Annotated in this window: 13 protein-coding genes; 9 read left to right on the forward strand and 4 right to left on the reverse strand. The window is 72.4% G+C overall.

The window, feature by feature from the left end; all coding sequences use genetic code 11:
* Positions 1–6 precede the first annotated feature (6 nt).
* Together AB0N29_RS05725 and AB0N29_RS05730 are read left to right on the forward strand one after the other, a co-directional pair.
* The gene (locus AB0N29_RS05725) at positions 7–1,503 is read left to right on the forward strand and encodes a cryptochrome/photolyase family protein (RefSeq protein WP_364864822.1); all 1,497 of its coding nucleotides are present in this window, start codon (positions 7–9) and stop codon (positions 1,501–1,503) included.
* Positions 1,504–1,516: 13 nt separating this feature from the next.
* Positions 1,517–2,020 carry a hypothetical protein gene (locus AB0N29_RS05730; RefSeq protein ID WP_302271123.1) on the forward strand — a complete coding sequence of 168 codons (504 nt, stop codon included), beginning with the start codon at positions 1,517–1,519 and terminating at the stop codon, positions 2,018–2,020.
* 118 nt (positions 2,021–2,138) lie between these two features.
* Here AB0N29_RS05730 and AB0N29_RS05735 read toward each other — a convergent pair whose 3' ends face one another.
* The gene (locus tag AB0N29_RS05735; RefSeq protein WP_300954850.1) at positions 2,139–2,342 is read right to left on the reverse strand and encodes a cold-shock protein; all 204 of its coding nucleotides are present in this window, start codon (positions 2,340–2,342) and stop codon (positions 2,139–2,141) included.
* Positions 2,343–2,557: 215 nt separating this feature from the next.
* Positions 2,558–3,628, reverse strand: a complete 1,071-nt coding sequence (locus tag AB0N29_RS05740; protein WP_364864826.1) for a spore photoproduct lyase family protein — start codon at positions 3,626–3,628, stop codon at positions 2,558–2,560.
* A 60-nt stretch (positions 3,629–3,688) separates the two neighbouring features.
* On the opposite strand from AB0N29_RS05740, the gene AB0N29_RS05745 reads away from it, so the two are divergent.
* Positions 3,689–4,930, forward strand: a complete 1,242-nt coding sequence (locus AB0N29_RS05745; protein ID WP_364864829.1) for a DUF480 domain-containing protein — start codon at positions 3,689–3,691, stop codon at positions 4,928–4,930.
* 10 nt (positions 4,931–4,940) lie between these two features.
* Here the strand turns inward: AB0N29_RS05745 and AB0N29_RS05750 are convergent, their stop codons facing one another.
* Together AB0N29_RS05750 and kstD are read right to left on the reverse strand one after the other, a co-directional pair.
* Entirely contained in the window at positions 4,941–5,822 is an 882-nt protein-coding gene (locus AB0N29_RS05750) for a MaoC/PaaZ C-terminal domain-containing protein (RefSeq protein WP_364864831.1), read from the reverse strand.
* Positions 5,822–7,576 (reverse strand): 3-oxosteroid 1-dehydrogenase, encoded by a 1,755-nt coding sequence (kstD, locus tag AB0N29_RS05755; protein WP_364864833.1) that lies wholly within the window; start codon positions 7,574–7,576, stop codon positions 5,822–5,824. Before kstD ends, AB0N29_RS05750 begins: the two co-directional genes overlap by 1 nt.
* 167 nt (positions 7,577–7,743) lie before the next feature.
* Here kstD and AB0N29_RS05760 point away from each other — a divergent pair, with 167 nt between their 5' ends.
* The 6 genes from AB0N29_RS05760 (at position 7,744) to hsaC (ending at position 13,322) form a co-directional block, all read left to right on the forward strand.
* A complete protein-coding gene (locus tag AB0N29_RS05760) occupies positions 7,744–8,655 on the forward strand; it encodes an acetaldehyde dehydrogenase (acetylating) (RefSeq protein ID WP_364864835.1) in 912 nt (303 codons plus the stop codon).
* A 1-nt stretch (position 8,656) separates the two neighbouring features.
* Positions 8,657–9,736, forward strand: a complete 1,080-nt coding sequence (dmpG, locus tag AB0N29_RS05765; RefSeq protein WP_302271130.1) for a 4-hydroxy-2-oxovalerate aldolase — start codon at positions 8,657–8,659, stop codon at positions 9,734–9,736.
* A 128-nt stretch (positions 9,737–9,864) separates the two neighbouring features.
* Positions 9,865–10,251 (forward strand): VOC family protein, encoded by a 387-nt coding sequence (locus AB0N29_RS05770; protein ID WP_364864838.1) that lies wholly within the window; start codon positions 9,865–9,867, stop codon positions 10,249–10,251.
* Positions 10,252–10,337: 86 nt separating this feature from the next.
* Entirely contained in the window at positions 10,338–11,504 is a 1,167-nt protein-coding gene (hsaA, locus tag AB0N29_RS05775; RefSeq protein WP_364864840.1) for a 3-hydroxy-9,10-secoandrosta-1,3,5(10)-triene-9,17-dione monooxygenase oxygenase subunit, read from the forward strand.
* A 1-nt stretch (position 11,505) separates the two neighbouring features.
* The gene (gene hsaD / locus AB0N29_RS05780) at positions 11,506–12,426 is read left to right on the forward strand and encodes a 4,5:9,10-diseco-3-hydroxy-5,9,17-trioxoandrosta-1(10),2-diene-4-oate hydrolase (protein ID WP_364864843.1); all 921 of its coding nucleotides are present in this window, start codon (positions 11,506–11,508) and stop codon (positions 12,424–12,426) included.
* The gene (gene hsaC / locus AB0N29_RS05785) at positions 12,423–13,322 is read left to right on the forward strand and encodes an iron-dependent extradiol dioxygenase HsaC (RefSeq protein WP_302271134.1); all 900 of its coding nucleotides are present in this window, start codon (positions 12,423–12,425) and stop codon (positions 13,320–13,322) included. Before hsaD ends, hsaC begins: the two co-directional genes overlap by 4 nt.
* Positions 13,323–13,339: the final 17 nt, after the last annotated feature.

Raw genomic sequence — 13,339 nt, forward strand, 5'->3', positions numbered from 1 at the left:
CCGCCCGTGACGGAACGGCGTGTCCAGCTGGTGATGCCCCACCAGCTCTTCCTCGACCACCTCGAGGCGCCCCACGGCACGACGTACGTCCTCGTCGAGCACGACCTGCTGTTCCGCCAGTACCGCTTCCACGCCCAGAAGCTCGTCCTGCACCGCGCGTCGATGCGCCGCTTCGCCGACCGCCTGCGCGAGGCCGGTCGCGACGTCGAGGTGGTCGAGACCTCCGCGGAGCGGTCCAGCCGCGAGGGCCTGGTGGAGGTGCTGCGGCGGCTGCGGCCGACCGAGGTGCGGGTGTACGACGTCGTCGACGACTGGCTCTCCCGGGACCTGACGGCGGCGCTCGCCGAGGCCGGGCACGAGCTGCGGCCCGAGGAGGTGCTCGAGACGCCGATGTTCCTGACCTCCCGCGCCGACCTCGCCGCGCACTTCGACGGGGTGGCCGGTCCTCGCGGGCGGGCGGCGCGGATGCAGCACTTCTACTCCTGGCAGCGCATACGGCTCGACGTGCTCGTCGAGGGCGACGGCGAGCCGGTCGGCGGACGGTGGTCCTTCGACGAGGAGAACCGCAAGAAGCTGCCGCGGCACCACCCGGTCCCCGACGTCGCGGCCCCCGAGCGCCACCCGGCGGTGGAGGAGGCGATCGCCTGGGTCGGCCGGGAGTTCCCCGACAACCCCGGTGACGCGTCGGCGTTCGCCTGGGCGACCTCGCACGAGGAGGCCGAGGCGGCGTACGACGCGTTCCTGGCCGACCGGTTCCCGCAGTTCGGTCCCTACGAGGACGCGGTGTCGACCGAGCACGACTTCCTCTTCCACTCCCTGCTGACCCCGGCGCTCAACACCGGCCTGGTCACCCCCGCGCGGGTGCTCGACCGGGCCCTCGAGGCCGGGGAGTCGGCCGACGTGCCGCTGGCCTCGCTGGAGGGCTTCGTGCGCCAGGTGATCGGGTGGCGGGAGTACATGCGGGCCTCCTACGTCCTGTGGGGTCGCGCGCTGCGCAGCCGCAACCACCTGGGCCACACCCGGCCGCTCGCCGAGGGCTGGTGGGACGCCACGACCGGGCTCGAGCCGGTGGACCACGTGCTGGCCAAGGTGCTGCGCACCGGCTACGCCCACCACATCGAGCGGCTCATGGTGCTGGGCAACGCGATGTGCCTGCTGCGGACCGAGCCGGACGCGGCGTACGAGTGGTTCATGGAGATGTTCATCGACGCCTACGACTGGGTGATGGTGCCCAACGTGTACGGCATGAGCCAGTTCGCCGCGGGCGAGGCGATCGTGACCAAGCCCTACGTGTCGGGGTCGAACTACCTGCGCAAGCTCACCGACTTCGGCCCCGGTGAGTGGCGGGCCGACTGGGACGCGCTCTACTGGACCTTCGTGAGGGACCACCAGGACGTGTTCGCGCGCAACCCGCGCTCCCAGATGGTCGCCCGGCTCTACGACGGGATGGAACCGGCCACCAAGGCCGGGCACACCCGGCGGGCGACGGCGTGGCTCGCGTGACGGGGCGCCGCTGATGCCGCTGCACGCGCTCGAGCTGGTCCCCGACGAGGCCGGCCAGGAGGCGGTCCGCCACGACTGGGAACGGCTCCGCGACGCCGGCCTGCCCTCGCAGCTGGACCACCGGGGCCCGACCAACGCCCCGCACCTGACGGTCGTGTCGGCGCCGGAGCTCCCCGACGCGGCGATCGACGTCGCCTCCGCGCGCCTGGGCTCGCTGCTGCCGTTCCGGGCCCGCTCGGCCGGGCTGCTGCTGCTCGGCGGGGACCGGCTGACCGTCGCCCGCGCGTTCGACATCGACGACGACGTCGTGCGCCGCGTGCTGGCCGTGCGCGTCCAGGTGCCCGACCGGGCCCACCTGGGCTGGTTGCCGCACGTGACGCTGGCCCGCCGGCTGGCCCGCGAGGACGCCCAGCGGGCGGTCGACGTGCTCGGTCACGAGGACGTCGTGCTGACCTTCACCCGGCTGCGTCGCTGGGACCCCGACACCGGGCGCGTCACCACCGTCGCCGGGTGGTGAGCGCCGGGAAGCCGGACACTTCGGGCCCCGCGGTCGGCACCAGACCCCCGAAATCGCCGGACGGCGGCCACCGATGCGTGATCGGTGAGCCGCCGTCGGACGGAGTGCGGGGTGGGACTCAGAGAGCCCGGACGTTCTCGGCCTGCGGACCCTTGGGGCCGGCGACGACGTCGAACTCGACCTTCTGGTCGTCCTTGAGGGACTTGTAGCCGTTGCCCTGGATGTTGCTGTGGTGGACGAAGACGTCCGCGCCGCCGCCCTCCTGGGCGATGAAGCCGAAGCCCTTGTCGTCGCTGAACCACTTGACGGTGCCGTTAGTCATGCTGCTGATCCTTCGTGTTGGTAGCGGCGGGCGACTTGTTGCCCGCTGCGGGGCTGAAGACAAAGCGAGGCGCCTGATACCAACGTGCGAACCAAGGACAAGCGATGAGCTCGGCGGCCGGATCGGCCACCAGGTGGGGAGAACCCCCTTCAACTCCCTCGACCGTAGCAGGGTCGGGCCCGGAAAGCCCGTCCTCGCCGGGGCGGACCTGGGCCTCACGTCCAGTAGAGCAGCGGCGCGCCGGGCAGGCGTGCCTCGAGGGCCTTGGTGAACCACGCCCGCATCACGGTCATCGTCTCCCGCGGGTAGACGTGCTTGACCCCGCCGAACTTCGTGCGCTTGGCGGCGCGGACGGACTCGTCCATCTCCAGCCTCGTGCGCGGGTACCAGCCGAGCAGCACCTCCTTGGACCCCGGCGTGAACCGGTGGGTGATCACCTCGGTCGTCAGGTCGAGGTCCGGGACGTCGGCCAGCGCGCCTGCGACGGAGTCCAGCAGTGCGGCGTACTGCTCCTGCCACCCCTCGACCGGCATGACCGGGGCGATGGTCAGCCCGACCCGGTAGCCGGCCAGCGCTGCTCGGCGGAGCGCCCCGATGCGCGCCGGGACCGGGGACGTCCCGCCCTCGAAGCGGCCGGCGACCTCCTCCGCGTTCACCGAGACGCGCATCCGGGTGCGGCGGGCGTGGGGGAGGGGGAGCAGGTCGTCGACCGCCTCGAACTTCGTGGTGAACCGCAGGGAGACGTCGTCGCCGTACGCGCCGGTCCCGACCCGCCGCACGGCCTCGGCCAGCGAGCCGGTGAGGTGCTCGATGCCCAGCGGGTCGGTGTAGCAGGACAGCTCGTACGTCGTGCCCTCGTGGCCGCGCTCCTCGGTGCCGCTGGTGACCGCACCCCGACCGGCGTGCGTGCCGATGCCGGCGAGGACGTCGTCGAGGTTGGCGTAGGCCCGGGTGATCGGCGGGCCGGTCAGCGAGCCGGCGAGGTAGCAGTACTGGCAGTGCGCCGGGCACCCCTTCGCCAGGTCGATGCGCCAGTCGGCGCTGGGCGGGATCGGCTGCGGCCGGATCGCGCTCGGCGGGGCGACGACGAGGGCGAGGGTGGCCTTGGCGCGGGCGTAGACCTCGCGCTCGGAGCCCTCGGCCAGGCCGGTGAGCCGGTTGCCCGCGAGCATGCGGATGTCGGTCACGCCGGCCGCCTCGATGCGGCGCAGCATCTCGGCGGTGTGCGGCTGCTCGGCGGCGGCAGCGGTGACCAGGACGTGCCGGGGGATCCAGTGACGTGGCATCACCGGTGCAACAACCGGCCCGCCCGGGCCGTTCCCCTCGGCGGCACCTATCGTCGCGGCGTGACCGAGACGCAGCCCACGTCCGACCTCCCGCTCGACCCCCCGCTCGACCCCCCGCTCAGCGAGGAGGAGCAGCGGGTCCTCGGAGCGCTGCTGGAGAAGCAGGTGACGGTCCCGGCCTCCTACCCGCTCACGCTCAGCGCCCTCCGCGGTGCCTGCAACCAGACCAGCAGCCGCGAGCCGGTCGTGGAGTACGACGAGCAGCTGGTCGAGCAGGTCGGCCGGCGGCTCAAGGACCGCGGGCTGCTGCGGATCGTCTGGTCCGACACCGGTCGCCGGACGCTGAAGTACCACCAGGTGCTCGACGAGGTGCTCGGCCTGGCCGCGGACGAGCGGGCGCTGGTGACCGTCCTGCTGCTCCGCGGTCCGCAGGCGCCGGGGGAGCTCCGGACCCGCACCGAGCGGCTGCACCCCTTCGCGGACCGCCAGGCGGTCGAGGCCTGCCTGGGCGGCCTGGCCGGGCGCGGGCTGGTCGTGCAGCTGCCGCGTGGGCGCGGCGAGCGGGACGCCCGCTGGCGCCACCTGCTCGGCGCGTCCGAGGAGACGCCTGCGCCCGCGGCGGCCGCGGCCGAGGGGCCGGTCGTGCTGCCGGAGGACCGCGACGACCGGGTGCGGGCCGCCTACGGGGCGGTCGCTGCGGACTACGCCGACACCTTCGCCGACGAGCTCGCGGCGATGCCCTTCGAGCGGTGGCTGCTGGACCGCGTGGCCGCGGACGCGGTCGCCGCCGGCCGCCCCGTGGTCGAGGTGGGCAGCGGGCCGGGCCACGTGACGGCGTACCTCGCGGCGGCCGGGGCGGACGCGACCGGCCTGGACCTGGCCCCGGAGATGGTCGAGCAGGCGCGGACGCGCTTCCCCGACGCGACGTACCAGGTCGGCGACCTGCGCCGTCTCGTCCGACCGCCGGCGGCCGACGGGTGGGCCGCGGTGCTCGCGTGGTACTCCCTCATCCACCTCGCCCCCGCCGAGCTGCCGGACGCCGTGGCGGCGCTGGCCCGGCCGCTGGCCCCGGGCGGGCGCCTCGTGCTGGCCCTGCAGACCGGTGGGCCGCGCCGTGTGCACCGCATCGAGGAGTGGCACGGCCACCAGGTGTCGCTGGACTTCGTGCACCACGACGTCGCCGAGGTCCGCGCCGCGGTGGAGGCGGCGGGGCTCGGCGACGTGGAGTGGTACCGGCGCGGACCGGTCGCCGCGCGGGGCGAGACGACCGAGCGGCTCTACCTGCTGGCGGCCCGCACCTGAGAGAGGCCGGTCAGGCCAGGTCGAGCACCACGTCGCCGAGGACCGGCGAGGCGTCCCGGTCGCCGCCGGCGATCTCGGCCGAGGCCAGGACCCGGCCGTCCTCGCGCCAGCCGCGGGTGCGGATGGTCTCGCCGGGGAAGACCACGCCGGCGAACTTCGCGGCGAAGCCACCGACCTTCGTGGCGTCGCCCTCGAGGAGCTCGTCGGTCAGCGTGCGCAGGACGATCCCGTAGGAGCAGAGCCCGTGCAGGATCGGTGCCGGGAAGCCCGCCGCCTCCGCGAAGGCCGGGTCGGCGTGCAGCGGGTTGCGGTCGCCGCAGAGGCGGTAGAGCAGCGCCTGCTGCGGGGTGACGTCGTACGTCGCGTCCGCGTCGGCCGGGCGGTCGGGCAGGACCACGGGTGTCGAGGTGCCCCGGTCGCCGCCCCAGCCGCCCTCGCCCCGCACGAAGATCGACGAGCGCACCCGCCACAGCTCCTCGCCGGCCGGGGAGGTGGCGACCCCCTCCTGCCAGATCACCGCGGCCTTGCCCTTGTCCCACACGTCGGTCAGCGTCGTGGAGACCGTGGCCGTGCCGCTGGTGGGCAGCGGACCACCGGTGACGGTGATCGACTGCGAGCCGTGGACGACCTGGGCGAGGTTGATGTCACAGCCCGGCAGGTCCAGCGGCGGCGGGTCGGTCTCGTGGAAGGTGGGCGCCACGACGCCGAACGACGGCAGCACCTGCAGCCCGGGGCCCTCCAGGGTGTAGCGCAGCGCGCCGGGGGAGAGGTTGTCGCCCGCGCGGGAGCCGGCGCCGATGCCGAGGTGGTAGAGCAGCACGTCGCTCTCGGCCCAGCTGAACTCGCGGGAGCCCAGGTCGGCCCCGATCGCCACGGAGGGGTCGATGGGCATCAGGCGGTCTCCTTCTCGACGGCCGTGCGGGTGGGCGCGGGCCCGCTCGCGATGTCCTCCGCGGCCAGGTAGCCGAAGACCAGCGCGGGGCCGATCGTGCCACCGGGCCCGGGGTAGGTGTGGCCCATCACGGCCGCGGACACGTTGCCGGCGGCGTAGAGGCCCTCGAGCACCGAGCCGTCCTCGCGCAGCACCCGCGCGCGCTCGTCGGTGACGAGCCCGCCCTTGGTGCCGAGGTCGCCGGGCACGATCTTGACCGCGTAGAACGGCCCCTCGTCGATGGTGTGCAGCGACGGGTTCGGCTTGACGGTGGGGTCGGAGTAGTACTTGTCGTAGGCCGACTCGCCGCGGTGGAAGTCGGCGTCGACACCGGTCCGGGCGAAGCCGTTGAACCGCTCGACGGTCCGCTCCAGCGTCTCGGCGGGCACGCCGATCTCGGCGGCCAGCCCGGCGAGCGAGTCGGACTTCCTGACCACGCCCTCCTTGAACCACCGGCCGGGGAACGGCTGGCGCGGCATGAGCCCGGCGAAGACGTACCGGTTGCGGTAGCGCTGGTCGATGACCATCCACGACGGCACGTGGGCGACGCCGGTCTCCTCGCCCCGGTACATCTCGTGCACCGCCTCGACGTAGGGCAGCGCCTCGTTCATGTACCGCTCGCCGGCCTGGTTGACGATGATCGAGCCGGGCAGGTTGCGCTCGGCCAGGCAGAACCACGGCCGCCCCGGCAGCGGGATGGTCGGGCCCCACCAGCCGTCGTCGAGCAGGTCGGTGCGGGCACCGGCGGCCTGGCCGGCGACCAGCCCGGCGCCGGTGTTGTTCTTCGAGCCGGTGGTCCACTCGACCGAGGTCGGGTGCGGCAGGTAGCGCTCGCGCAGCTCGAGGTTGCGCTCGAAGCCGCCGCTGCCCAGCACGACGCCGCGCCGGGCGCGGACGACCTGCTCGACGCCGTCGCGGAGCACCCGCACGCCGACGACGCGGCCCTCCTCGACCACCAGGTCGCGCAGGTCGGTCTCGTAGTGCACCGGCACGCGCGCCTGGACCAGGCCCTGGCGCAGGCCGATCGCGATCGCGTTGCCCATGGCGTACATCCGGCGGCGCAGCAGGCCGGAGACGATCCGCTTGATCGTCACCTTGACCATCGTCAGCGGGCCCTTGAGCGTGCGCATGCCGAGGCTGATCTTCCGGAAGTCGGCCTGGGTGACGATCATGTTGGCCGGCGCCTTGGTGTACGGCGGGTGGAGCCGCTCGAGCTCGGCGCCCAGGAAGCCGGCGTCCAGCGGGACCGGCTCGACCGTGCGGCCGCGGGGTCGCCCGCCCGGCTGCTCGGGGTGGTAGTCGGCGTAGTCCGGCACCCAGGTGAAGCGCACCGGGGTGCGGGCCTTGAGGAAGTCCATGACCTCGGCGCCGCGGTCGACGTAGGTGTCGCGGCGGACCTTCGGGACGACGTCGCCGACGATGGAGTCCAGGTAGAGCTTGGAGTTCTCCAGCGGGTCGTCCTGCCGGGCCGCCTTGAGCGCGTAGTTGCCCGGGATCCAGACTCCGCCGCCGCTGCGGGCGGTGGAGCCGCCGAAGTAGCGGCTCTTCTCCACGAGGATGGTGTCGAGGCCGCGGTCGGCGGCGGCGAGGGCCGCGGACATGCCCGCCGCGCCGGCCCCGACGACGACGACGTCGACCTCGCTCGGGAGGTCGGTCGGCGAACCGTTGGACGTGCGCTCGGCAGGGCGCGGAGCAGCGTGGGAAGAGCCCGTCATGGCGCGGAACTGTAACAGGTTCTACCATGGTCGGACCGTGGCTCGTCCCGCTCGCCGGGAGTCCCGCGGCGCCCGGGCGAGGCCGCTCCCGGTGAGTGGTCCGCGGGCGCCCGCGAGGCCCTCAGCGTGCCACGCTCGAGCCCACCGACTGAGAGGTCCACCCAGAAATGACCAAGCTGACCGCGGCCATCGTCGGGCCGGGCAACATCGGCACCGACCTGATGTACAAGCTGCTGCGCTCGGACGTCGTCGAGCCCCGCTGGATGATCGGCGTCGACCCTGCCTCGGAGGGGCTCAGGCTCGCTTCCCAGCAGGGCCTCGAGGCCTCCCACGAGGGCGTCGACTGGCTGCTGAAGCAGGACGAGCTGCCCGACCTGATCTTCGAGGCCACCTCCGCCTACGTGCACCGGGAGTACGCCCCCCGCTACGAGGAGGCCGGCATCCGTGCCGTCGACCTCACCCCCGCCTCCGTCGGCCCCGCGGTCATCCCGCCGGTCAACGGCGAGGAGCACGTGGGCGCGATGAACGTCAACATGATCACCTGCGGTGGCCAGGCGACGATCCCGATGGTCGCCGCCGTCTCCCGCGTCGCCCCGGTGCCGTACGCCGAGATCGTCGCCTCGGTCTCCAGCGTCTCCGCGGGGCCGGGCACCCGGGCCAACATCGACGAGTTCACCCGCACCACCGCCGCCGGCGTGCAGACCATCGGCGGCGCCGAGCGCGGCAAGGCGATCATCATCCTCAACCCGGCCGAGCCGCCGATGATCATGCGCGACACGATCTTCTGCGCGGTCCCCCCGGACGCCGACCGGGACGCCATCGTGCAGTCGGTCTTCGCGATGGAGAAGTCGGTCCAGGAGTACGTCCCGGGCTACCGGCTGCTGCAGGAGCCGCAGATCGACGAGCCGTCGGCCGCCACGCAGGGCCAGGTCAAGGTCTCGATCTTCCTCGAGGTCGAGGGCGCCGGCGACTACCTGCCGCCGTACTCCGGCAACCTCGACATCATGACCGCCGCCGCGACGCAGGTCGGCGACAACATCGCCCGCTCGCTGCTCGCCGGCCGCTCGAAGGAGTCCTGAGATGACGGACCTGAACACGCTGACCCGCACCTGGAAGGACGCCCACGGCGGCGACCTCGACCTGCGGCTGACCGACACCTGCCTGCGCGACGGGTCGCACCACAAGCGGCACCAGTTCACCGCGCAGGAGGTCCACGACATCGTCGAGGCCCTCGACACCTCCGGCATCCCGGTCATCGAGGTCACCCACGGCGACGGCCTCGGCGGCTCCTCGTTCAACTACGGCTTCTCCCGCACGCCCGAGCAGGAGCTCATCCGGATCGCGGCGGAGACGGCCCGGACGGCGAAGATCGCCTTCCTGATGCTGCCCGGCGTCGGCACCAAGGACGACATCCGCGCCGCGCAGGACAACGGCGGCCAGATCTGCCGGATCGCCACGCACTGCACCGAGGCCGACACCTCCATCCAGCACTTCGGGCTCGCCCGCGAGCTCGGCCTGGAGACGGTCGGCTTCCTGATGATGAGCCACACCCAGCCGCCGGAGGTCCTGGCCAAGCAGGCGCGGACCATGGTCGACGCCGGCTGCCAGTGCGTGTACGTCGTGGACTCCGCCGGCGCGCTCGTGATGGAGCAGACCGCCGACCGGGTCTCGGCCGTCGTGGCCGAGATCGGCTCGCAGGCCGACGTGGGCTTCCACGGCCACGAGAACCTCGGCCTCGGTGTCTCCAACACCGTCATCGCCGCCCGCGCGGGCGCGACCCAGATCGACGGCTCGGTCCGCCGCTTCGGCGCCGGGGCCGGCAACACCCCGCTCGAGGCGTTCATCGGCGTCTGCGACAAGCTCGGCTGGCGCACCGGCGTGGACTTCCTCCAGATCGTCGACGCCTCCGAGGACGTCATCAAGCCCGCGATGCCCGAGGAGTGCCAGCTCGACCGGATGACCCTGATGATGGGGTACGCCGGGGTCTACTCCTCCTTCCTCAAGCACGCCGGCAACGCCGCCGACCGCTACGGCGTCTCCGGCGCGAAGATCCTGCTCGAGGCCGGCCGCCGCAAGCTGATCGGCGGCCAGGAGGACCAGCTCATCGACATCGCGCTGATGCTCAAGGCCGAGCAGGACAAGGCCGCCGCCAACGCCTGACCCCCGGCCCGGCGCGACCCGGCGCGACCCGGGCGGGGCCGGTGGTCGTCCCCTCGCGGGCCGACCACCGGTCCTGGCCCGCGGGAACGCGCTCGACCCGGCGGAGCGGCGTGGGGTACAGAGGGCCCATGGCATCCCGCGCATCCAACTTCTGCATCGACGCCCACGACCCGTACGCCCAGACCATGTGGTGGGCGCAGGTCCTCGAGGACTTCACCCTGCCCACCGGCGAGTGGGAGAACAAGCCGGGGGAGGAGGAGTGCGGGCTGGTCGGGCCCGACGACCGGTTCCTGCTGTTCCTCAAGGTGCCCGAGCCCAAGACGGTGAAGAACCGCATGCACATCTGCCTGCGCCCGACCGACCGCAGCCGTGACGAGGAGGTCGACCGCGTCGTCGGGCTGGGCGCGACGCTGGTGGACGACCTGCGCGACGGCGAGAAGGGCTGGGCCGTCCTGGCGGACCCCGAGGGCAACGAGTTCTGCGTGCTCACGCCCTACCGGCCGACCCCGGCGTAGCCCGCACCCGCTGGGCGGGAGTCGTCTGGTCCAAAACGAGAACGTGTTCTAGTATCGACGTCGTCCCACCACGACAGGAGTTGGCGATGTCCCAGGCTGTTCTCGACGGCGTCCGTGACCTGCTGCCCGCGTTCCGCGAGCGCGCCGACGAGGCCGAGCGCCTGCGTGTGGTGCCCGAGGCGAGCATCAAGGAGCTGGAGGAGGTCGGCTTCTTCCGGTTGCTCCAGCCCCGGCGTTTCGACGGGTACGAGGCCGACCCGGTCACCTTCTACACCGCGGTCCGCGAGATCGCCTCGGCGTGCGGCTCCACCGGCTGGGTCTCCAGCGTCGTGGGCGTCCACCCCTGGCAGGTCGCGCTCTTCGCCGACGAGGCGCAGCAGGCGGTGTGGGGCGAGGACACCAGCACCCGGCTGAGCTCGTCGTACGCCCCGACCGGCAAGGCGACCGTCACCGAGGGCGGCTACCTGCTCTCCGGCAAGTGGAGCTTCTCCTCCGGCTGCGACCACTGCAGCTGGGTCCTGCTCGGCGGTCTCGTCTTCAACGAGGAGGGCCAGGTCGTCGACTTCAAGACCTTCATGGTCCCGCGGGAGAAGTACCAGATCATCGACGTCTGGCACATGGTCGGCCTGCGCGGCACCGGCTCCAACGACATCCTCGTCGAGGACGTGTTCATCCCCGAGGCGTTCACCCTCTCGATGAGCCAGACCGGCGCCTGCAAGGGCCCCGGCCAGGAGCAGAACACCTCCGACCTCTACAAGCTGCCCTTCCACTCGATCTTCACCGGCACCATCACCACGCCGATCATCGGCATGGCGCGGGGTGCCTACGCCGAGCACGTCGAGATGCAGCAGAAGCGCACCCGCGCGGCGTACCTCGGCGAGAAGGCGTCGCTCGACCCGTTCTCGGCGGTCCGCATCGCCCGGGCGAGCAGCGAGATCGACGCGGCCTGGGCGCTGCTGGTCAACAACGTCCGCGAGGAGATGGACCACGTCGCCAAGGGCGAGCGGATCCCGCTCGGCCTGCGGCTGCGGGTCCGCCGCGACCAGGTCCTCGGCACCCAGCGGGCGATCGACGCCATCGACGCGCTGTTCGAGGCCTCCGGCGGGCGGGCGCTCGCCGAGGGCACCTACCTCCAGCGCGCCTGGCGCGACGCCCACGCCGGTCGCGTCCACGCGGCCAACGACCCCGAGCGGGCGCTGCAGATGTACGGCGCGCACGAGTTCGGCCACAAGGTAGACCCGGGGATGTACTGACGTGACGGCCGTCCCGTCCCGGTTCGCGCAGCAGAGCGTCCGCCGCTCGGCCAAGGCCGGCGACCTCACGCTCAACTACTACGAGGCCGCTCCCGACACCCAGCCCAGCCAGGTCGGCGGCGGGCTGCCGCTGGTGATGCTGCACGGCGGCGGACCAGGCGCGTCCGCGTGGTCCAACTTCGGCCCGGCGCTGCCGCACTTCGCCTCGGTGTTCCGCACGCTGCTCGTCGACCAGCCCGGCTTCGGTGGCTCCGACAAGCCGCCGGTCGTCGGCAACTACTACCGCTTCGCGGCCGACCACGTCGTCCGGCTGCTCGACGAGCTGGGCATCGAGCGGGTGCACCTGCTCGGCAACAGCCTGGGTGGCGGCACGGCGATGCGCCTGGCGCTCACCCACCCCGACCGCGTCGGGCGGCTGGTGCTCATGGGCCCCGGCGGGCTCTCGCTCAACCTGTTCCACGCCGACCCCACCGAGGGTGTCCAGCGGCTCATGGACTTCGGCGCCGACCCGACCCGCGAGAAGCTGCGCGCGTTCATCTCGACCATGGTCGTGGACCAGTCGCTGGTCACCGACGAGCTGGTCGAGGCCCGGTTCGCCGACGCGACCGCCCCGGGCGCCCAGGAGGCGATGCGCTCGATGGGCATGTCGTTCTGGAACCCCGAGACGGCCGAGGACGGCATGCTCTGGCGCGAGGCGCACCGCCTGCGCAAGCACACCCTGCTGACCTGGGGCCGCGAGGACCGGGTGAACCCCCTCGACGGCGCCATGGCGGCGCTCAAGCTCATCCCGAAGGCACAGCTGCACGTGTTCCCCAACTGCGGGCACTGGGCGCAGATCGAGGCGGCCGAGGAGTTCGCCGAGATCACCACCGCGTTCCTGTCCCGCCACACCGAACGACCTAGAGCAGGAAGCACCCCGTGACGATCGACATCAAGTCCATGGGCTACGTCCGCGTGGCCTCCACCGACCTCGAGCAGTGGAAGGTCTTCGCCGGCAAGGTGCTGGGCCTCGCCGAGGGCCGTGGACCCAACCCCGAGCACCAGTACTGGCGCATCGACGAGGTCTCCGCGCGCCTCGTCGTGGTCCCCTCCGACCGCGACCTGCTCGAGTCGACCGGTTGGGAGGTCGCGGACCACCGTGCCCTGCAGGACGCGCGCGAGCACCTGCAGAAGGCCGGCGTCGCCTTCGAGGAGGCCACCAAGGAGGAGCTCGACGAGCGCCGGGTGCAGGAGATGATCCGGTTCACCGACCCGTGGGAGAACGTCTTCGAGCTCTTCCACGGCATCACCTACGAGTCGCGCCCGATCGTCACGCCGTACGCCGCGAGGTTCGTGACCGGCGACCAGGGCATGGGCCACATCGTCATCCCGGTGCTCGACGACGTCGAGGCGCTGCGGTTCTACACCGACGTCCTCGGCTTCCGCCTGCGCGACTCGATGAGCATGCCCGGCGAGTTCGTCGGCAAGCAGCCCGGCGAGAAGGTCTGGCTGCGCTTCCTCGGGGTCAACCCGCGGCACCACTCGCTGGCGTTCCTGCCGATGCCGAACCCCGCCAAGTGCGTCCACATCATGCTCGAGGTCGACGAGCTTGACCACGTCGGTCGCGCGCTCGAGCGGGTCCGCAAGCACCAGGCGCCGCTCTCGGCGACCCTCGGCCGGCACATGAACGACGAGATGGTCTCCTTCTACGTCAAGTCGCCCGGCGGCTTCGACGTGGAGTTCGGGACCGACGGGCTCGAGGTGGACGACCAGAAGTGGGTCGCGCGTGAGTCGACGGCGGTGTCGTACTGGGGCCACAACTTCGCGGGCGGTCACTAGTGGCTAGCGTGGGAGCC

This window comes from Nocardioides sp. NPDC092400, assembly GCF_040684155.1.
Classification (GTDB): domain Bacteria; phylum Actinomycetota; class Actinomycetes; order Propionibacteriales; family Nocardioidaceae; genus Nocardioides.

Coding starts and splice junctions, on each gene's coding strand:
- AB0N29_RS05730 (WP_302271123.1), top strand. CDS start 1,517: ATGCCGCTGCACGCGCTCGAGCTGGTCCCCGACGAGGCCGGCCAGGAG.
- AB0N29_RS05735 (WP_300954850.1), bottom strand. CDS start 2,342: ATGACTAACGGCACCGTCAAGTGGTTCAGCGACGACAAGGGCTTCGGC.
- AB0N29_RS05740 (WP_364864826.1), bottom strand. CDS start 3,628: ATGCCACGTCACTGGATCCCCCGGCACGTCCTGGTCACCGCTGCCGCC.
- AB0N29_RS05750 (WP_364864831.1), bottom strand. CDS start 5,822: ATGCCCATCGACCCCTCCGTGGCGATCGGGGCCGACCTGGGCTCCCGC.
- kstD (WP_364864833.1), bottom strand. CDS start 7,576: ATGACGGGCTCTTCCCACGCTGCTCCGCGCCCTGCCGAGCGCACGTCC.
- AB0N29_RS05760 (WP_364864835.1), top strand. CDS start 7,744: ATGACCAAGCTGACCGCGGCCATCGTCGGGCCGGGCAACATCGGCACC.
- dmpG (WP_302271130.1), top strand. CDS start 8,657: ATGACGGACCTGAACACGCTGACCCGCACCTGGAAGGACGCCCACGGC.
- AB0N29_RS05770 (WP_364864838.1), top strand. CDS start 9,865: ATGGCATCCCGCGCATCCAACTTCTGCATCGACGCCCACGACCCGTAC.
- hsaA (WP_364864840.1), top strand. CDS start 10,338: ATGTCCCAGGCTGTTCTCGACGGCGTCCGTGACCTGCTGCCCGCGTTC.